Raw genomic sequence first — 19,706 nt, forward strand, 5'->3', positions numbered from 1 at the left:
CAATCCCTCAGCGCGCCCGCCTAAAACTCAACCTCAGATGCCCCCAGTCTATCCTGAGCGTCCCCGCCGCTTCCGCAGCGCCCCAGCGCCTCAGCAGCGCCGGTGAAGGGGGTTCTAAGGTTTAGCGCAGAAGGCCGCAAGCGGAAAAAGCAAAAAAGTGGAGAAAAATTCAGACGCCGCATTTTATCACAAAAAAACATAAACTTAATGAAGTCGAATACCGCGCAGACACCGCCAATTACCGCCCCGACCATCCGGAATCACTGCTACCAAATCATTGTCCACACAGTTACCCACAGACTCGGTCAAAACTTACGCGGAATCGGCTTGCCTCAGCCGAGTCAGCAGGCCTGGTATCGGCAGACGCGCTGGCAGCAGCCCTATGATCGCGGCGAGATAGAGAAGCGGTTCTAGCTGGAAACCCTTCGCCAACATCACATAGTGGATCCCCCCAAGCAGAACGGCCGGATAGACCAGTTTGTGCAGCTTGCGCCAGCGCGGGCCAAGTTTTCGCACCGACCAATTGTTCGATGTCACCGCCAAAGGCAGCAAGAGAATGAACCCCGCCATGCCGACAGTGATATAGGGCCGCTTGAGGATATCAGCCCAAATCTGGCCAAGAAGCTGAACGTCCAGCACCAGCCAGACCAGAAGGTGCAGCGCAACATAGGCAAAAGCCAGCACGCCGATCGCTCGACGGAACTTCATGAGGTTCAAGCCAAGATGCTGGCGCAGAGGGGTCACCGCCAGGCCAAGAATGAGCAACTGAAGGGCCAACTCCCCCAGCTTGTGTTCGAGCGCTGTAATCGGCTCGACCCCGAGACCCCCTGTGAGCGCAAGATACAGGAACCAAGGGGCCGGAAGGGCCCCAGCCAAATAGACTGCCCAGACGGGGATCGTTCGTATGGCCTGGTTCACTGCTTGCATGGCTCAATAATATTCCTTGAGGTCCATACCATCATACAGGCTGGCGACCTCTTGTTCATAGCCGTTGAACATTAGCGTCGGGATACGCTTGGCGAACAGACCGCCGCCGATCTGACGCTCGGACGCCTGAGACCAGCGCGGATGGTCCACATTCGGGTTCACATTACTATAGAAGCCATACTCACGGGGCGCAGACATGTTCCAACTGGTGGGCGGCTCATCCTCGGTCAGAGTGATCTTCACGATCGACTTGATCGACTTGAACCCGTATTTCCAGGGTACCACCAACCGTAGCGGAGCACCATTCTGGTTTGGGATCGGGCGGTCATAGATGCCTGTCGCCATAATGGTCAGCGGGTGCATCGCCTCATCCAGACGCAGACCCTCGCGGTAGGGCCATTCCAGAATCGGGAAGCGCGTGCCGGGCATCTCATCGGGACGGTAGGCGGTTTCAAAGGCCACGTATTTAGCGCCGTCCTGCACACCCGCCATATTCAACAGGTCCGCCAGTTCGAACCCGTTCCACGGAATCACCATCGACCAGGCCTCGACACAGCGGAAGCGGTAAATACGTTCTTCGACTGTCATCTCGGACATGATGTCCTTGAAGTCATAAGTGCCGGGGCGATCCACCAGACCGTCGATCTCAATGCTCCAGGGTTCGGTCACAAGTGTATGGGCATATTTGGCCGGGTCGTCCTTGCCGGTGCCGAACTCGTAGAAGTTATTGTAGCTGGTGATCTCTTCCCAGGTGTTCGGCTCCAGCGCTTCTTGCGCTGTAGCGGGGCGGGCCATCGCGGTCAGCCCGACACCTGCCAGCCCGGCCATAACCTGCCGCCGGTTCAGAAACGCCGCCCTTGGGGTGACGTCGGCATGTGTCAAAGTGTTGGTCCAGCGATGCGCCATTTGGGTCTCCGTAGTGAATCCGCCTCAGAGTGAGGTAGTCCGCTGATAGCACAGAGCCAAGGAAACAAGCGTCACGATTGAGCGAACAGACTGTAACGCAACTGCGTCAGCCCGCGACTAAGGCATTTTTGGCGGCTGGCCCTTGCAGTCTCAATTCGGTATGCGGGAATCATCCAATAGTTGATCAGAGTAGGTCCCGTGCTCGTATTTCAGGCCTTTCCTTTTTCGCTGTCCGTTTTGTGGCGCTATATTATTGTCTTTCCCGTTCTGCTGGTCGCGCTTATCGTCTACGGGTTGATAGGCGGGATACTGAGCGCGCTGATCGGGCTGCTTATTCCGGGCCTTTCCGTTCTAATCTCGTTCTTTGTAGGCGCATCCTCAGGTGTAATCCCAATGCTGGTCGGCAGCCGTTTGGGCCTGCAGGCCTGCGAGGTTTCTCCGAGTAACAGTTACCGCAAGTTTGTCTTTCCAGCGGTCATCTACGGTGCCGTCGAAGCCATTGGGATCAGTGTGGCCGCTGCGCTGATCGCTGCGCTCGCCATCGGTGCCGTCAGCGTAGGGGGCGGCGTTCCCGAGGACCCGGCCGCGTTCTTCGCGACCCTGACGCCCGTGCATATCATGATGTTCTCGGGTGTTGTGATCCTGCTCTTTGCGGCGATCTGCGCGCTAAGGGCTGGGTTTCTGGTGCCCATTGCTGCGGCCTCGATCGGGCGGGACCCCAATGGCCGCCCTTATACCCCGTTCAACCATTTCGGTGCCTTCTTCCTGCAGCTGTTTGCCGTGGTGGCGATCAGCTTTGTCGGCGCGGTCTTTTTCTTTGCGCTGTTTATTGTCGGACTTACCGCAATCTACGGTCCGAGCACCCTGGTCGACGATGTTCAATTAATCGGCGAGATGACGACCGGAGCGGCCCCGTTTTCCGTAACTGCGCCGATGATCGCAACCGTCGTGGCCTATACCCTTCTGGCCAGCTGGGCCTTCAGCTATCAATGCGCTGGCGGGGTTCTGGCTTATCTGCGCCTTAGCGGTGGTGCCGCGCACAAGACCCCAAGCACCGAGACATTGATTCAACCAACGCCGCAGCCCACGACCAGCTCAGGCCCCAAAATGAGTTCGGAAGAGCTGCGCGCCCTGCGTAAAAGCCGTGAGTTCCGCTAGGACGCCCCGTACGCCACAACGGACAGCACCCTTTACACAGAAGGGGTCAGCGCGGCACTCTGCCTGATAGGTGGTACGGTCCGCGACACCGGTCGCCCGACGCTGCCACCCATCAGGGAGGATACCGTATGTGTGATATCTGCGTAATGAATGCCGTCAAAGACAAGATGCTGTCCCGGCGGAGCTTCTTCAAAGCCGCCGCAGCCACTGGCGTGGCCGCTGCCGCAACGAGCGCGAGCGCTCCGGCGGCATTGGCCGCAGGACATGGTGGGGTCGAGGATATGACCCACACCCTCAGCCCCGAGTTTCCGACATGGGGAGGTGAGCCGGGCGTCTCCGCCGAACAGGCGTTCAACTTTGCGGATCACGGGTTCAACCTGTTCAACTTGTCGATCAACGAACATACCGGCACCCATATCGATGCGCCCCTGCATTTCTCGGCCGACGGGACCTCGGTCGATGAGATTCCGGTGACGGATCTGGTTGCGCCGCTCTGCGTCGTGGATATCGCCGCTCGTGCCGCCGAAGACGCCGATACCCGCGTGACGCCCGATGACCTCAAGGCGTGGATCGCGGCAAACGGAGACATCCCCGACGGCGCCTGCGTCGCCATGCACTCCGGCTGGGGTGGAAAAACTGCGACCGACGCGTTTCGCAATTTCGACGGAGAAGCGCAGCACTATCCCGGCTTCCACGTCGAGGCCGCCCAGATGCTGATGGAGGAAACCGGCGCGCGATCCTTGGCGGTCGACACGCTGTCGCTGGATCACGGCATGTCCGCCGATTTCGCCACCCACTACGCCTGGCTGCCCACCGGCCGGTTCGGGATTGAGTGTCTGGCCAATCTCGACCGCGTCCCAGCCGCCGGGGCCACCCTGGTGATAGGAGCGCCCAAGCACAAAGGCGGCACTGGAGGCCCGGCGCGGATTTTCGCGTTGATATAATGAACGACCCGCCAAGTTGGCGGGTCTTAATTTTTGTCGAGCACGATTTTGACGAAAGCAACCGCGACGAGGCTGAAGTGTTTTACGTTCCGCAAAGCGCAATTCCCTGTTTAAGTCGAACCGCCCTTGGCGTTTGTGCTTTTTGCGCTCTTGTGAATCGCAACCCTACATACCGACGCGTATTTTATGATCCTTTTGCCGAACAGCTATTTCGTGACGGAGCTGTCGAAGGCGCCGAAGTCCTGGAACAGGCGACCGATTGGAATGCCGTGCTCAAGTTCGCAGATGATCGCGGCGTCGCTCGGCGGCTGGTCGCGTCGGTTCTTTGGCGCAAGACTTTCATGGAAAGCCGGACACTTTCAGCAATCGCGCATGGCGCACGACAGATCGTCATTCTTGGCGCGGGGCTCGATACGCTGGGCCTGAGACTGTCCAACAGCCATCGCCACATACCAGTGTTTGAAGTCGACCGCCCCGAGACCATCGAAGCCAAGCGATCTTTGGTTTGTTCAAATTTCGGTACACCGCCCAGCATCCACTACACAGCGGTGGATTTTGCACGTGAGACAACGCTCGATAAGTTGCGATCCCTTGGCTATGACCACGAACAAGGCACGATCTTTATCGCCGAGGTATCGCTGGAATACGTCCCGCCGCCAGAAGTTGCTGATGTTTATGCGTTGATCCGCTCTAGCAGCGCGCAAGAAACACGTTTTTTGACGACATACGCATCAACCGCAGCAGCCTCGCAGGCCCAACAGCAGGTGGACAGCATCGGTAATGCCGTAGCCGGGGTTGGCGAACCCTTTCGCTTCAACATTGCTCCTGATGAGGTTGAAGCCTACGCGGCCGAGCAAGGGTTTTCAGTACTGGAGCACATTTTGGGCGCGCAGGGATCGAAGTTTATTTGGCTGAATTGGGGTTGGGTCCAGAGACAATGGATTTCCATTGGACTCTCTAGACGGCTCCTCGTTTTCCCTCGTTCAATTGCAGCCCATCTAAAGGATTGTGACCTCACAAGAAAAAAGGCCCGCAGCAAAGCGGGCCTTTGTTTTCGCATCAATGCACCACGGCATCATCCGGGCGAGGGCGTTCTGACGTACCCAGACGGTCACCGATTATCAGACCATCGGTCCCGGCGGTGACGGGGACGGTTTCGCCATCCTTGATCTCACCGGCCAGCAGCGCCTCAGCCAGCGGGTTCTGCAAAGCACGCTGGATCACACGCTTCAGCGGACGGGCCCCAAAAACAGGGTCATAGCCTTCGTTGGCCAGCCATTCCTTGGCACCTTCGTCCAAGGCCAGCTCGATCTTGCGGGCGGTCAGACGTTTTTGCAGACGTGCCATCTGGATATCGACAATACCATCCATATCGGCCCGCTTGAGCCGATCAAAGATGATGGTCTCGTCCAGACGGTTCAGGAACTCCGGCCGGAAATGGGCCCGGACCGCGTCCATTACATCGCGACGCGCCTGCGCACTGTCCGCACCTTCTGGCAATTGGCTGAGCGCCTGAGACCCAAGGTTCGACGTTAGGATGATCAGCGTCTGCTTGAAGTCCACGGTGCGGCCCTGACCATCGGTCAGCACGCCGTCATCCAGAACCTGAAGCAGCACGTTGAACACATCCGGATGCGCCTTTTCGACCTCGTCAAACAGTACGACCTGATAGGGCCTGCGCCGTACGGCTTCGGTCAGCACGCCGCCCTCGTCATAACCGACATAGCCCGGAGGGGCACCGATCAGACGCGCGACCGCGTGTTTCTCCATGAACTCGGACATGTCGATGCGCACCATCGCGTTGTCGTCATCGAACAGGAAGCTCGCCACGGCCTTGGTCAGTTCCGTCTTGCCCACACCGGTCGGACCGAGGAACAGGAACGAGCCTAGCGGGCGGTTCTCGTCATTCAGACCCGCGCGCGCACGGCGCACGGCGTTGGCGACAGCAGTCACCGCCGCGTCCTGACCAATCACGCGGGAATGCAGATCGTCTTCCATCCGCAACAGCTTCTCGCGCTCGCCTTCCAGCATTTTCGAGGTCGGGATACCCGTCCAACGTTCGACCACCGACGCGATCTGTTCAGGGCGCACCGTTTCCTCGGCCATCATGGCGTTGCTTTCGGCATTTTCGGCCTCGGTCAGCTTTTTCTCAAGCTCCGGGATGACGCCATAGGACAGCTCACCCGCTTTCGCCAGATTGCCTTCCCGCTTGGCGATCTCCAGATCAGCGCGCGCCTTGTCGAGCTGTTCTTTCAGATCACGCGCACCGGCAAGCTTGTCGCGTTCGGCCTGCCACTGGGCAGTCATTTCCGCGGATTTCTCCTGCAGATCGGCCAGATCCTTTTGCAGGGTCTCCAGGCGATCCTTCGAGGCCGCGTCGTCTTCGAGCTTCAGCGCCTCTTCCTCGATCTGCATTTGCAGGATCTGGCGATCCAGCTGATCGAGTTCTTCCGGCTTTGAGTCCACCTCCATCCGCAGACGCGACGCCGCCTCATCGACCAGGTCGATGGCTTTGTCGGGCAGGAAACGGTCGGTGATATAGCGGTGCGACAGGGTCGCCGCCGACACCAGCGCCGAATCCGAAATACGCACGCCATGGTGCAGCTCATACTTCTCCTTTATGCCGCGCAGGATGCTGATCGTGTCCTCGACCGTCGGCTCCTGCACCATCACGGGCTGGAACCGGCGCGCAAGGGCCGCGTCTTTTTCCACGTACTTGCGATACTCATCCAGCGTGGTCGCACCGATACAATGCAGCTCACCCCGAGCAAGCGCAGGCTTGATCAGATTGGCGGCATCCATCGCGCCGTCAGATTTGCCGGCACCGACCAGCGTGTGCATCTCGTCGATGAAAAGGATGATCTCACCAGCGGCCTCGGTCACTTCGGTCAGCACCGCCTTGAGGCGCTCTTCGAACTCACCGCGATACTTCGCACCAGCAATCAGCGCGCCCATGTCAAGCGCCAGCAGCTTCTTATCTTTCAGCGATTCCGGCACGTCACCGTTGATAATGCGCAGGGCCATGCCCTCGGCAATCGCGGTTTTACCAACGCCGGGTTCCCCGATCAGAACAGGGTTGTTCTTAGTACGGCGCGACAGAACCTGCATCGAGCGGCGAATTTCCTCATCCCGCCCGATGATCGGATCGATCTTACCCTCGGCCGCGGCCTCGGTCAGATCGCGCGCGTATTTCTTCAGTGCGTCATAGCCCTCTTCCGCCGAAGCGGTGTCCGCAGTGCGGCCCTTACGGATATCATTGATAGCTTCGTTCAGTTTCTGAGCAGAAACGGCCCCGGCCTCCAAAGCGTCCTTGGCTTTGGATTTGACCATGCAGAGCGCCATCAGCACCCGTTCCACGGGCACAAAGCTATCGCCCGCTTTGGTGGCAATCTTCTCGGCCTCGTCCAAAACCTTGGCGGTCTGGCCATCCATGTAAATCTGGCTAGCATCACCGCTGACCTTCGGGATTTTCCCCATCGCAGCATCCAACGCCTCAACCACGCGGTTCGGCGCTCCGCCCGCGCGGGTGATCAGGTTGCTCGCCAGCCCCTGATCATCGTCCATCAACGCCTTAAGTATGTGTGTAGGCTCCAGCCTCTGGTGCCCCTCGCGCAGCGCAATCGTCTGCGCTGCCTGCACGAAACCCCGTGCCCGCTCGGTGAACTTGTTCAAGTCCATAGCATTCTCCTTTTCTCAAGCGCCCCGTTTTGATGCGCCCGCTTGGCGGCACGCGTCGATTGAGGCCTCACATTCAATTTGGGTAATGTCGGCGTGTATTCAAGATTGTCTTGGCAGAATAACATGATGCATGCTGGGAAGCTGAATGATCTCGGTCAATTGCGAAAAAACCGTATTAGGAGCGCGCTTCCATGATCTCAGCCACTGCGCTACGCAGCTGCATTGCAGAACAATGGTCGCCCACCATTGGCGACCCAAGCGTGATCGGTTGGCTCACGGTTACTGCATACGGTTTCGCCGCACTGCTATGCCTGCGCGCAAGGCGCAATTCCCACGTCCGGTGGTTCTGGCTGATCCTCGCGCTGCTGTTGTTTGCTTTGATGATCAACAAACAACTGGATCTGCAATCCGCGCTTACGGCCAGCGCCCGCTGTCTGTCGCAGATGCAAGGCTGGTACGAGGATCGCAAGTCTGTCCAGATCGGCTTTATCATTGTTGTCGTGTTCAGCGGCTTCTGGATCTCGCTTGTCAGCCTCTGGTTCCTTCGTAAACACTTGCGAGAGGTCGGCATCGCCCTGATCGGCTTTGTCACTCTGATCTGCTTTGTGATGATCCGCGCCGCCGGGTTTCACAACTTCGATGCGTTTTTGGGTGCCGAGATCATGTCGATCCGAATGAACTGGCTTCTGGAACTGTCCGGAATCGCCCTGATTGCGGCGAATGCAGCATGGGTGGGCAGACGCCGTCAGCCGCGCGAAATGGAGTATACCGAATAGCCGCCGGTTTGCGCCACCGGCTCTAACGTATATGTCTCGACCAAGGATTGTTCGGCGCTGCTGCCGGTCGGGCACGAGACAAGATCGGCGGTGTGATCCAGAAATTCGACGGTAAAGGCGCTCTCACCTGTAAGCTGGCACCAATCATCCTCAGATCGGTAGCCCAGGACCAGAGGCAGGTTTTCATTGGTCGGCGCTGGCGCCGCGCCTGTGTCAGATGTGCCTGAGGCGGGTTCGTCGCAGGCGCCCATCATCAGCGCCACTCCCAGCAAGGCAAGCTTTCTCATGTTCTGTCCCTTCATGTGACCTATTGATCGATTTGAGCCACTGTAACACAGATCATCCTCTTTCGATTGGACGGACCTGCATGGACAGTTGCGCCCGAACCCGCTAGGAGGCAGACGTTTGCCAGCAAGGAGACCCAACATGTCCGATGACCGCCTGATCGTAGCCCTTGACGTCCCGAACGCTCTGCAAGGTTTGGCGATGGCCGAACGGTTGGGTGATGCGGTCTCGTTCTACAAGATCGGGCTGGGAATGCTGACGGGCGGCGGTCTAGCTTTGGCCAATGAGCTGAAACAGGACCATGGCAAGCGCATCTTTCTGGACATGAAGCTCTTCGACATCGGCAATACGGTAGAAAACGCTGTCCGTGGTCTGGCGCAGTTCGATCTGGATTTCCTGACCGTTCATGGCGACCCGCATGTGGTACGCGCGGCGAAAGAAGGTGCATCCGGCAAAGACCTGAAGATCCTTGCAGTAACTATCCTCACCTCGCTCAACCGCGATGATTTGGATGCCAGCCTGTTGAAGGCAGGCGATGTGCAGGATCTGGTGGTGGAACGTGCGGCCAAAGCGCTGGATGCCGGGGCCGATGGCGTGATCGCCAGCCCGCAAGAGGCCGCGCTGATCCGCGCCCTGCCCCCGGCCGAGGGCCGCTTGATCGTGACACCGGGCGTGCGCCCTGCCGGGGCTGCTTTGGGGGACCAGAAACGCGTCGCAACGCCTGCCAGTGCGATCGGAGATGGGGCGGATCATATTGTTGTCGGGCGTCCTATCTATCAGGCGGAGGACCCGAAAGCCGCAGCCGAGGCCGTTCTGGCCGAGTTAAAATCATTGACACGCCACTGATCGCGGACGGGGATTCAGCGTCTCAGACGTCCGAAACAGCAGTGATTTCTTTACCTTAGGTCAACAGCGGGAATTTTCCCCTGATTTCCCCCTGTGCCCGAAAACACACAAACCCGGCACAAGTTTTAGGGAATAACGCGGCCACCTATCTAAATATAGCGTTTTGAGCGATTCTGGGGCGGAGTTACTCCCCAACGAACTACCTCTTCCTGTGGTTCGTTACCTTCCCCCCGCCCCAAGCGGGGGGTTTTCTTGACAGTCCAACTCTCTGCTCAAACCGCCAGATTCCTGAAGACTGTCGAAGCCTCTGTTGCGTTCTCACGAAAGCCGATAGACACTATAGCTTCGAACCCCCGGAGCCACCCTTTTCGGGTCGGGAAAAGTAGCCATGCCCACGATCTGCCGCGAATGCCTGACCAGTTTCCCGGACGCGCCGCGCTGCCCGTCCTGTGGTAGCCCGCGACTGAAATCGCACCCCGAGCTGTTTGACCTGTCGATTGCGCATATGGATTGTGATGCGTTCTATGCCTCGGTTGAAAAGCGCGACAATCCTGAATTGGCAGACAAGGCAGTGATTGTGGGCGGTGGGAGACGCGGGGTCGTCTCAACCGCTTGTTACGTGGCGCGTATCCGAGGGGTGCGCTCGGCCATGCCGATGTTCAAAGCGCTGCAACTGTGTCCGGACGCCGTGGTGATCAAACCGCGCATGTCAGTCTACGCCGAGGTATCCCGTCAGATCCGTGCGATGATGGATGAACTGACACCCAAGGTCGAACCCTTGTCGCTGGACGAGGCTTTCCTTGATCTTTCCGGCACCGAACGTCTGCATGGCGCGCCGCCAGCGGTGATGCTGGCGCGTCTGGTCAAGCGCATGAAGGATGAGCTGGGGCTGACCGGCTCCATCGGGTTAAGCCACAACAAGTTTCTGGCCAAGGTCGCCTCGGACCTCGACAAGCCACGGGGGTTTTCCGTGATCGGGAAAGCAGAGACGGCTGACTTCCTGCACGACAAACCCGTCAGGCTGATCTGGGGCATCGGCCCGGCAGCGCAGGAATCGCTGGAGCGCGCAGGGATCCGAACCTTCTCAGACTTGCTGCGCTGGGATCAGGAGGCGCTGACGGCCCGGTTCGGGTCGATGGGGTATCGTCTGTGGCATCTGGCACGCGGCCAGGACAAGCGCCGGGTCTCGACCCATGAACCGATGAAGTCGATCAGCAACGAAACCACGTTTTTCGAAGACACCTCAAACCTAGAGATTCTGGATGGGCATCTGTGGCGCATGGCACTGAAGGTCTCGGACCGGGCCAAGGCCAAGGATCTGGCAGGCCGGGTGGTGACGCTGAAGCTGAAAAAGGCCAATCACAAGATCATCACGCGCCGCGTGTCGCTGCGCGATGCGACTCAGATCGCGGACCGCATCTACAGAACAGCGCGCGGGCTATTCGATCAGGTGGGAGATCAGGGTCCCTATCGCCTGTTGGGATGCGGGTTGTCCGATCTGTGCCCGGCGGATCAGGCTGATATCTCGGGCGACTTGCTGGACCCTAGCGCGACACGCAGGTCTCAGGCCGAGCGCGCCACGGACGAGATTCGCAAACGGTTCGGAAGTGATGCAATCGTGAAAGGCCGCGCGCTACGGTAACGCCTATTCCGCCGCAAGCCGCTGCGGTTCGGAACCGATCTCGGAAATCTCGGCGATCACTTGCCGCAGTATCTTGGAGAACGCCATGAAATTGGCATTGGGCGAGATCGTATCTTCGTTCATGTAGATCGAGCGGTCGATCTCAACCTGAATCGCATGCTGCTGCCGACCGGGGCGGCCGTAGGTTTGGGTCACGTAAGCCCCGGCAAAGGGTGCGTTCCGCGCAACGACCAATCCGGCCGAGGTAAAGGCAGCCTCAATTCGGTCCACGATCTCGGTTGATGCCGATGCACCGAAACGATCGCCCAGAACAATCTCGGGGCGTGTGTTGCGCGCGGTGCTGGCCATGGCCACCGCCTCATGCGGCATCGAATGGCAGTCAACCAGAATCGCCTGCCCGAATTTCGCATGTGACTCCGCCAGCAAAGCCTTGAGGCGGCTGTGATAGGGGCGCCAATAGGTGTCGATGCGCAGGCGCGCCTCATCCATGGTCAGTTTGCCGCGATAAATCGCCCGCCCATTTGCCACCACGCGGGGAATCACCCCCAGCCCCGAGGCCACACGCGGATTGTGCCCTTGCCTCTTTGCACCCTGAATTAAGGCCGGGTCCAGCTCATCCGCGCTGCGGTTAAGGTCCAGATAAGCCCGTGGCATCGCCGCCTTGATCAACGGCGCCCCGAAATCCGAGGCCGAGGCAAAGAGCTGATCCACAAAGGCATCTTCCGAGGATCGAATCACATCAGACCCCAAAACCGAGCGCTTCAGAAACGCCTCTGGATAGTCACGGCCACTATGCGGCGATGAAAAAACAACGCATGAACTGCGGTTTCCGGGCATATCCAGAAAATAGGAAGGGTTCTTCATGGTCTCTCCGTGTTCGGGATTAACATAGACTGGAAAATAGTTCTTCCAAACCCCTTGAACCCCTTTGCGACTCCTTTTATAGACCCCGCTACCGGCGCGGGTATCCGCGCCCCATTTCGTTATGGGGCAGGACACGCAAAGGGACGTGGGCGGTTAGCTCAGCGGTAGAGCACTTCGTTGACATCGAAGGGGTCACAAGTTCGATCCTTGTACCGCCCACCATCTATTCACTGCTTCGGCTTGCCGGGGCACCCGACAAACCCAGGCGCTGGCCACGTCTTTGATGAAGGCGCCGCAGATTGGAGACAGACCCATGAAGGTCAAGAACTCGCTCCGCTCGCTCAAGAACCGGCACCGTGATTGCCGTATTGTGCGTCGCAAAGGCCGCGTCTACGTGATCAACAAGACGCAGCGCAAGTTCAAAGCTCGCCAGGGCTAAGAACTGCACATATCTCTTCGAAAGAACCGCGCCTTTGGGTGCGGTTTTTTTGTGCTTGCTGGCTTGGTTCAGCGTCGCCGTCCAAAGCGCCCGAGATTTCGCACAATTTTTGTCGGGTTTTGCTTGCAAACCAAACCCAATGCGTTAATTGAGTGTTTAACTCGGGTTTACCCCGATGGAATACTCAATGTTGGGAGCAATCATGTTTAAATCCACGACCTGTATCGCGGCTGGCCTTGCAGCCATGGTCGCCACGTCCGCAGCAGCAGAAGGCGAGCTGAATATCTATTCGTCGCGCCACTATGACACCGACGAACGCCTCTATTCGGATTTCGAGGATGCAACCGGCATCACCATCAACCGAATCGAAGGCAAGGCAGATGAGCTAATCGCGCGCATGGAAGCCGAGGGCGTGAACTCCCCCGCTGATATTCTGCTGACCGTCGACACCTCGCGACTTGAGCGCGCGAAGAACGCGGGCGTGCTGCAGACAATCGACAGCGCCGTGTTGGAAGAGCGTATTCCGTCGAACCTTCAGGACAGCGACAACCAGTGGTTCGGTTTCTCGCAGCGGGCGCGCATCATTTTCTACAACAAGAACGCAGTCTCCGAGCCGCCGCAGACCTATGCTGATCTGGCAGACCCCAAATACAAAGGTCAGTTGTGCATCCGCTCCAGCACCAATGTCTACAACCAGACCCTGCTTGCCTCGATCATCGAAAACGCCGGATCCGAAGCCGCCAAAACCTGGGCCGAAGGCGTCGTGGCCAACATGGCGCGTGACCCGCAAGGCGGTGACACCGACCAACTGCGCGGTGTCGTCTCGGGTGAGTGTGATCTTGCCGTGTCCAACACCTACTACTTTTCCCGCGCGATTCGGAAAGACGTCGATGGCGTCTCGGCCGAGCGTGACGTGATCGGCTGGGTTTTCCCGGATCAGGACGGCAATGGCGCGCATGTGAACCTGTCGGGTGGGGGTGTTGCCGCAAACGCGCCGCATAAGGATAACGCCATCAAGTTCCTGGAGTATCTGGCAAGCGATCAGGCGCAGCAGTATTTCTCGGCCGGCAACGATGAATATCCAACCGTTGAGGGCGTCGCCGTTTCCGAGTCCGTGGCCGAGCTGGGCGATTTCAAAGCAGACGATGTTGATCTGTCTGCCGTCGCCAAGAACCTGCCCGAAGCGCAGAAAACCTTTAACGAGGTTGGCTGGAAGTAAGACACCTCCATACTTAGGAAGTATAAAGGGCGCGGTAAATTCTGCGCCCTTTTTCTTTTGCAATACTATATTTTGAATCTATTATTCCCACATACGGAAACCATTCTCATAATTGATCAATGCCGGATTCCCTCACGAACCGCCTTGCCATCCGCCTGAAGGAGCTGCGTCAAAGTCGCGGTTGGTCATTGGATCAACTGGCGGACAACAGCGGTGTCAGCCGGGCAACCCTATCGCGTATGGAAAAGGCTGGGGTCAGCCCGACGGCAGAGACCCTAGGCCGTCTTTGCGCCGCGTATGGTCTGCCCATGTCGCGCCTGTTGATGATGGTCGAGGACAGTTTCGACCCCAAGGTCCCGTTTGAACGGCAACCCGAATGGAGCGATCCGGAAACAGGCTTCACGCGCCGATCCGTCTCGCCCCCTTCCACCGGGTTGAGCGGTGAGGTGCTGGAATGCCACCTGCCGCCGGATACGGTGGTTCGGTACGAAACGCCTCCGAAACCGGGGCAGGAACACCACCTGATCGTTCTGGATGGAAGCCTGACGCTCACCGTGGACGGCACGGCACACGCGCTCGGTGGAGGAGACTGCCTGCGATACCACCTATCCGGCCCGACACAATTTGAAACCGGCGCCACCCGAGGCGCGCGCTACATGCTGGTGCTGATATGATCACAAGACTGACCGATTCCACCTTCGACGCGGCACTGAATGACCTGACCGACATCCTGCATGGTTGCGTGCATGCGGGCGCGAGTATCGGGTTCATCTTGCCGTTCCACCACGCAGATGCCCAGCGCTATTGGGAGACTCGCGTTCGCCCTGAATTGCAAGCAGGGGCGTTGGACCTGTTTGTTGCAGAAAGCGGAGGACGTATCCTTGGGACGGTGCAATTGGTTCCGGCCTCCATGCCCAATCAACCGCACCGCGCCGATGTCGCCAAGCTTTTGGTCCATCCCGACGCCCGACGCCAGGGTCTGGGGCGCAGTTTGATGAACGCACTCTTTGCCCGCTCATCTGAGCTGGGCAGAACAATATTGGTGCTCGACACACGCAGCACCGACCCATCGCGGATTCTCTACCAAGGCCTTGGCTTTCAAACCGCAGGAGAGATTCCGAACTACTGCCGCAATCCATTCGAACCCGCGCTGGAGCCGACAACCTTCATGTTCAAAGACCTCAACCAAGCGCCGAAGCCACAGACCGGAGTCGCATTTTAAGGTGATCTGTCCGGGTCGTCAGGTTTTCGGACGGAAAGCAGGCGACCCTCGCGACGGATCAAACGGGACTATTTGAAAAGAGGCCATGGGTGCCTCGTATCAAGAAATGAGCGAACCGTGCTTGTGTGACGCAATCACCCCGCAGTTCACTTTTCGATCTTGGTGATCTTAGTGCCCTGAAGACCAGCGCCTGCCATAAGCCCTTCTTGCCCAAAGATGATCGGCACGATGTCGCCCTGCAGATCGTTAGTTCCCATCGATGCCGACCAGCCTTCATCACCGCCAACGAGCGTGGGACCACTGCCGACCTCCCACCCATCATTGTTCTGCATATAGGCAAGGGCGTCGGAGTTGAGGAAAAACAGCGCGTAGGAGAAATGCTGAATACCAGCCTGAAAACCATAGGACGCACCGGCAATATTGTAGTACCCGGTCGTGACGCCGTTTTCACGCATCGCACCTTCTCCAAACTGACCTCCAACCATCAGGCCGCCTTTGGTGATCCTGGGGAAAACCAAAACAGCGACTGCCGTGTTGGACAGATCCGCCGCCTCAGGGGAACTCGCGAGAAGTTGCGCCAGTGCTGCATCTACACTGGCGTCGATCTCGGACGCAGTCGCCCCGTCCGTCGCATGCAGTACGGTCTCGCCTGCCGATTCAGCGACATCCCCAACCTTTTTGGCCGCATCAGAAACCCCTTCTGTCACTTTGTCCAAAAAGTTCTGTGCGTTGGCAGCTGAGCTGTTTGAAAGGTGGAAAAAAACCACCATCGCGATGAAAGCCAAAGGCATAGAGCGCAGCATTTCTTCCTCCTCTCGGTTTTGTTTTTTGCAGAAACGTACCTGAGACCCTTCGCAGTGAAAACCCGTTGGCTAGCATGTGGTACGAACGCTTGCTTCGCATGGCTTTAGTGTCCGAAATCGCCAGCCTTCGACCGTTTGTTTTTACAAGTGAATTTTCCCGGCCAGCCTAGTTCAGATACCGGTTGCGGAGGGTTTCAAAATCCGCGTCCGTCAGCCCCAGCCCCTGGCGAAGGTAGTCGTCCACCGAGCCATAGCTTGCCTCAACGCTCTTGTAGAACTCATCAAGATAGGCCTCTCGCACCCCCAACGACGGCCAGACTGCTTCCGGCGTCATATTTGTCCCTTCGGCCGCATTGACCTCGGCCGCAATCTGTTGAGCCTTGTTGTCCGCGTCCTTGAGCGCATTGCTCATCATGAAATCCGATTGGATCTCGTCTTTGGAAACACCAAGCGCTGTCAGGACGAGCGCGGTCGCGACACCGGTACGATCCTTGCCGCCCGAACAATGATACAGAACCGCCTCACCTTCGGGCTGGTTCAACAAGACGTCGAACAGATCGCGATACTCTTCAATGTAGTCAGTTGCGATATAGCCAAAGGCCCCTAAGAACAAACCATCTGTTTCTGCTTCGGTTGCCGTGCCCGCCTTGATGCTGGCACGCATATCGTCAATCATCCGGCTTTCATTCTCCATCACCGGGAAATGATGGCGCGCAGGCCCCTCTCCTTCGGGCCATTGCGCGGGATGCGCCGTTGCCTCGGACGTTGTTCGCAAATCAACGATTGCGCTGACATCCATATCGTCCAGGCGCTGCATGCTGGTTGCGCTGATCTGGTCGATCTCACCGGATCTGATGAGCTGCCCTGCCCGTACGGTGCGACCGTCCTGTGTTTCCAGGCCACCCAGGTCGCGTGTATTTAAGACACTCTCTAGCGGGATGGCACGATCCTCGGTCGCGAGAACTGGATGAAAGGTACCGGCGACAAACAGCAGGGTCGCAGCACCGATAGATCTGAATAGTCTCATGTCTCTCTCCATTGCTGTATCGAGCAGGACTGTGATCGACGTGCCCCGAAGGGCGCGCCGTTGAAGGCTATTCTTGCCAGCTCATGAACACCTCGCGGGCCTCTTGGCTTTCGGGGCGCAGGTTTTCGATGCCGCCATAGGGGATATCCTTGCCGATCTCGGAGTTTGGATACTTGGCGATCATTTTCTGATGGCGCTTGATCATATCCTGGAACGAGGCACCGGCCCAAAGAGAGTATCCAACCAGCGGGTGTTCTTCGCGGGGGTCGCGATAGACGTTATAGGTCGGCGCTGCAGCTCCGGGGGCACCCGGCGCAGGTAGATGCATCTTGAATTCCTGCTTGACAACCGAACGCAGAACCGGCCCCTCGTAGACGTACACGTAGTCGCGGCGGCCATTGCCCTCACCCTCAAGAAGCAGGGCGGTCTGGTCGATACCGTCAATAACTCGGTCGCGCGGGATGAAATCCGTTGCACCTGCGATGCGGGCCATCGTCGTGTAGATATCCGAGACGTGAAAGATATCACCGGCAGCACTATCGGCTTCGATCACTCCGGGCCAGCGAATGAAGGCATCTGTGCGGACGCCGCCCTCAAGATGCTGGGTCTTGCCGCCGCGATAGATCAACTGGTTCAGGCCCGACGTCCCCTCGTAATGATACATCAACCCGTTATCCGCCATGATCATGACGATGGTGTTGTCGGCCTCGCCGGTCTCATCCAGTTTGGCCAGCACCTCTCCGATCCAGCCGTCGAGCAGTTGCAGCTTGTCGGCATGGAAGCCGCCGTTCCGCGACAGCGCCTGATCCGGGTAGGCGAAGTTCAGCGGGTAAAGCGGCCAGTATTGCAGAAAAAACGGCTCATCCTGCGCGGCGACTTGTTCAATCTGCTCCAATGCCTGCGCCTGATAGCGTTCGTTCATCTGTTCGTACTTGGCCTGCGTCCATTCTTCGCCCGCTTCCATGTCAACTTCGCGCGCGGTGCCGCCTGCCTGTGCCTCGACACCGGTGACCAGACCATAGGGCTTGAACCGTTCATCCAGCAGAAACTGGTTGTTCTGCCCCGAGGAGTGATATCCCAGCATGTTGTTGGCCTCCATGGCCTCGCGGGTCATCAGGCTGAGTTGAACCTGCTGGTGCAGCGGAAACACCGCGTAATCAAAGCCCTGATTGTGCGGATAGGCTTCTTCGATATCACCCTGATGCCACTTCCCCACATGCGAGGTGTTGTACCCGGCCTGTTTAAGAATCTCCGGCAGGGTAACCTCGCTCGCGGGCAGTCCCTCGCCGACAAGTGCGACCTTAACTTCCTCTACACCGGCCCGGATCGGGTGCCGACCGGTTAGCATGGCCGTGCGTGTTGGCGTGCAGGAGGGCTCCGTATACATGCGCATCAGCGACATGCCTTCACTGGCGAAGTCGTTGATATTGGGGGTCTCGATCCCCATCACATAGTTCATCTTGCGCTCGCCCATCTGGCCGAAGCTGATGTCGTCGATAAGAATATACAGAAAGTTCGGAGGCTTGCCGTCATTGGCCTCGCGGATCTCGGCCAACTTGGCCTCAATCTCAGCATCCTGCGCGTCCCATTGATCCCCGAACTGGGCCCGCAGGAATTCGAACTCACCATCATGAACGATCGCCTCTTGCTGCGCGATTGCTGGCACGACGCCTAGCATGGCAAACAAACAGGCTGCGACACTGGTCTTACCTAAGGCTCTAGTCACTCTCGGACCTCCTTTTGACACTCGTAGATTCCAACGCCTGAACGATCAGTTCGTGGCATTTTGCGGAAAGGGATTGATTTGACCGTTTTGCCAGCTCTGAAAGCTGGCAATGTTCCGAAGGCGTCAGGAACGTCACCACACGTTCGGATCGGGCATCCCCCTTCGGTAACCGAGGGCGGCCCATTGTCGTATCGCTTGAAGACTCCGGCTTCACTTGACATTCCACCTATCGAATTCGTTACATTACCGGTAAACTGTCAGGATCTGGGGGTGGACCACATCAAGAATTCGCCAAATATGCCAAACGCGGCGCCGTTCGGCTGGGGCGGAGCGTCACCGGCGATGGCCCTATCTCTTGATCATCCAAACAGAATCGGAGAGCTCACGCCTTGGGAGATCGACTTTCGGCAGCTCGATCCCGGGCGGTTGTCCACGGCGATAACCGTGCGTTCAGGACAGGCTGTTTCTGCCCTCAATATCGCGATGAACCAGCGCGTCCACCAGCGTGGTGTTTCGCCTGACGGATGGAAGACGTTTGGCATCCCCACGCGCGGTGCCATCGAAAAGTGGCAGGCCAAAGACGTTACGGACAGCGCCTTTCTGGTCTTCGGCGATCGGGATGGTTTTGATGGCATCACGACCGCAGGATTTTCAGGAAGCGTTGTTTCGTTTGAAACCGAAAAGCTAGAAAAGCTGGCCGAAACCTGCGGGTTTTACATCGAGGGCAACGAACCGGAAGCCCGCAAATTGGGCACCAATGCGGGGTTGGCCAGCATGGCGCGACTGCAGGGGGCTGTCGTCCGGTTGCTGAACGACGCAACTGCCATCTGGTATCAGGACACTGAAGAGGCGCTGATGCTTGAGGCCCTCAAGATCTTGACCGATACGAGCGCGTATTTTGATAAAAGCCAAGCCGAAACCAGGCGGCGCGCCCTGAGCCGCGCAATTGATCTGATGCTGGCCAATCTGGAGGACCCGATCTCAATCGAGGAGATCTGCAAGGAGTGCGCGGCCTCATGGCGCACATTGGACCGCGCCTTCAAGGAAGAGTTCGGTCTTGGTCCAAAGGCGTATTACATGCGGCTCCGACTGAACCGGGTTCGCGAGGACTTGCTGAACAGATCCTTCGATGGCTCAATAGCGGATGCTGCCAACCGCCACGGGTTTTGGCATATGGGCCAGTTTGCGAAAGACTACCGACTGTTTTTCGGCGAGCTGCCTTCGGAAACAAAATAAGGTGCCCG

The 19,706-nt window shown here is 58.2% G+C and carries 19 protein-coding genes and 1 tRNA gene; 12 read left to right on the forward strand and 8 right to left on the reverse strand.

Annotation, left to right across the window (positions count from 1 at the left end; genetic code table 11):
• Positions 1-312: 312 nt before the first annotated feature.
• Positions 313-927, reverse strand: a complete 615-nt coding sequence (msrQ, locus tag ACR0B5_RS18455) for a protein-methionine-sulfoxide reductase heme-binding subunit MsrQ (RefSeq protein WP_480542419.1) — start codon at positions 925-927, stop codon at positions 313-315.
• Between the two features lie 3 nt (positions 928-930).
• Complete coding sequence (msrP, locus tag ACR0B5_RS18460; RefSeq protein ID WP_480542421.1) at positions 931-1,833, reverse strand: protein-methionine-sulfoxide reductase catalytic subunit MsrP; 903 nt, start codon at positions 1,831-1,833, stop codon at positions 931-933.
• A gap of 198 nt (positions 1,834-2,031) precedes the next feature.
• Here msrP and ACR0B5_RS18465 point away from each other — a divergent pair, with 198 nt between their 5' ends.
• The 3 genes from ACR0B5_RS18465 (at position 2,032) to ACR0B5_RS18475 (ending at position 5,080) form a co-directional block, all read left to right on the forward strand.
• On the forward strand, positions 2,032-2,991 hold the full coding sequence (locus ACR0B5_RS18465) for a hypothetical protein (protein WP_480542423.1): 960 nt from the start codon (positions 2,032-2,034) through the stop codon (positions 2,989-2,991).
• A gap of 128 nt (positions 2,992-3,119) precedes the next feature.
• Positions 3,120-3,935, forward strand: a complete 816-nt coding sequence (locus ACR0B5_RS18470) for a cyclase family protein (protein ID WP_480542425.1) — start codon at positions 3,120-3,122, stop codon at positions 3,933-3,935.
• The gene (locus ACR0B5_RS18475) at positions 3,935-5,080 is read left to right on the forward strand and encodes a class I SAM-dependent methyltransferase (RefSeq protein ID WP_480542427.1); all 1,146 of its coding nucleotides are present in this window, start codon (positions 3,935-3,937) and stop codon (positions 5,078-5,080) included. Before ACR0B5_RS18470 ends, ACR0B5_RS18475 begins: the two co-directional genes overlap by 1 nt.
• On the opposite strand, the gene clpB is transcribed toward ACR0B5_RS18475, so the two are convergent.
• The gene (clpB, locus tag ACR0B5_RS18480) at positions 4,995-7,613 is read right to left on the reverse strand and encodes an ATP-dependent chaperone ClpB (protein WP_480542429.1); all 2,619 of its coding nucleotides are present in this window, start codon (positions 7,611-7,613) and stop codon (positions 4,995-4,997) included. The two genes, ACR0B5_RS18475 and clpB, sit on opposite strands and share 86 nt — an antisense overlap.
• A gap of 191 nt (positions 7,614-7,804) precedes the next feature.
• On the opposite strand from clpB, the gene ACR0B5_RS18485 reads away from it, so the two are divergent.
• Complete coding sequence (locus tag ACR0B5_RS18485; protein WP_480542431.1) at positions 7,805-8,389, forward strand: isopropylmalate isomerase; 585 nt, start codon at positions 7,805-7,807, stop codon at positions 8,387-8,389.
• Here ACR0B5_RS18485 and ACR0B5_RS18490 read toward each other — a convergent pair.
• Complete coding sequence (locus ACR0B5_RS18490; RefSeq protein ID WP_480542433.1) at positions 8,359-8,676, reverse strand: hypothetical protein; 318 nt, start codon at positions 8,674-8,676, stop codon at positions 8,359-8,361. The two genes, ACR0B5_RS18485 and ACR0B5_RS18490, sit on opposite strands and share 31 nt — an antisense overlap.
• Positions 8,677-8,815: 139 nt before the next feature.
• Between ACR0B5_RS18490 and pyrF the strand changes: the two genes are divergently transcribed.
• Both pyrF and ACR0B5_RS18500 read left to right on the forward strand, forming a co-directional pair.
• A complete protein-coding gene (gene pyrF / locus ACR0B5_RS18495; protein ID WP_480542435.1) occupies positions 8,816-9,520 on the forward strand; it encodes an orotidine-5'-phosphate decarboxylase in 705 nt (234 codons plus the stop codon).
• Positions 9,521-9,908: 388 nt separating this feature from the next.
• A complete protein-coding gene (locus ACR0B5_RS18500) occupies positions 9,909-11,162 on the forward strand; it encodes a DNA polymerase IV (protein ID WP_480542437.1) in 1,254 nt (417 codons plus the stop codon).
• Between the two features lie 3 nt (positions 11,163-11,165).
• Here the strand turns inward: ACR0B5_RS18500 and ACR0B5_RS18505 are convergent, their stop codons facing one another.
• Complete coding sequence (locus tag ACR0B5_RS18505) at positions 11,166-12,026, reverse strand: N-formylglutamate amidohydrolase (protein ID WP_480542439.1); 861 nt, start codon at positions 12,024-12,026, stop codon at positions 11,166-11,168.
• A gap of 147 nt (positions 12,027-12,173) precedes the next feature.
• Here ACR0B5_RS18505 and ACR0B5_RS18510 point away from each other — a divergent pair.
• From ACR0B5_RS18510 to ACR0B5_RS18530, 5 genes are all read left to right on the forward strand, one after another.
• Positions 12,174-12,248: transfer RNA gene (locus tag ACR0B5_RS18510), tRNA-Val, on the forward strand.
• A gap of 91 nt (positions 12,249-12,339) precedes the next feature.
• The gene (gene ykgO / locus ACR0B5_RS18515) at positions 12,340-12,465 is read left to right on the forward strand and encodes a type B 50S ribosomal protein L36 (RefSeq protein ID WP_008755722.1); all 126 of its coding nucleotides are present in this window, start codon (positions 12,340-12,342) and stop codon (positions 12,463-12,465) included.
• A 202-nt stretch (positions 12,466-12,667) separates the two neighbouring features.
• Positions 12,668-13,684, forward strand: coding sequence for a Fe(3+) ABC transporter substrate-binding protein (locus ACR0B5_RS18520; RefSeq protein ID WP_480542441.1), 1,017 nt, complete (start codon positions 12,668-12,670; stop codon positions 13,682-13,684).
• Between the two features lie 119 nt (positions 13,685-13,803).
• The gene (locus ACR0B5_RS18525) at positions 13,804-14,358 is read left to right on the forward strand and encodes a helix-turn-helix domain-containing protein (protein ID WP_480542443.1); all 555 of its coding nucleotides are present in this window, start codon (positions 13,804-13,806) and stop codon (positions 14,356-14,358) included.
• A complete protein-coding gene (locus ACR0B5_RS18530) occupies positions 14,355-14,906 on the forward strand; it encodes an N-acetyltransferase family protein (protein WP_480542445.1) in 552 nt (183 codons plus the stop codon). Before ACR0B5_RS18525 ends, ACR0B5_RS18530 begins: the two co-directional genes overlap by 4 nt.
• 146 nt (positions 14,907-15,052) lie before the next feature.
• Here the strand turns inward: ACR0B5_RS18530 and ACR0B5_RS18535 are convergent, their stop codons facing one another.
• From ACR0B5_RS18535 to ACR0B5_RS18545, 3 genes are all read right to left on the reverse strand, one after another.
• Positions 15,053-15,709, reverse strand: a complete 657-nt coding sequence (locus ACR0B5_RS18535; RefSeq protein ID WP_480542447.1) for a lipid-binding SYLF domain-containing protein — start codon at positions 15,707-15,709, stop codon at positions 15,053-15,055.
• Positions 15,710-15,875: 166 nt separating this feature from the next.
• Complete coding sequence (locus tag ACR0B5_RS18540) at positions 15,876-16,736, reverse strand: tyrosine-protein phosphatase (protein WP_480542449.1); 861 nt, start codon at positions 16,734-16,736, stop codon at positions 15,876-15,878.
• 67 nt (positions 16,737-16,803) lie between these two features.
• Positions 16,804-18,462 carry a sulfatase-like hydrolase/transferase gene (locus tag ACR0B5_RS18545; protein WP_480542451.1) on the reverse strand — a complete coding sequence of 553 codons (1,659 nt, stop codon included), beginning with the start codon at positions 18,460-18,462 and terminating at the stop codon, positions 16,804-16,806.
• Between the two features lie 342 nt (positions 18,463-18,804).
• Here ACR0B5_RS18545 and ACR0B5_RS18550 point away from each other — a divergent pair, with 342 nt between their 5' ends.
• Positions 18,805-19,698 (forward strand): helix-turn-helix domain-containing protein, encoded by an 894-nt coding sequence (locus ACR0B5_RS18550; RefSeq protein WP_480542453.1) that lies wholly within the window; start codon positions 18,805-18,807, stop codon positions 19,696-19,698.
• Positions 19,699-19,706 lie beyond the last annotated feature (8 nt).

It is taken from the genome of Ruegeria sp. AG1 (genome assembly GCF_056541705.1).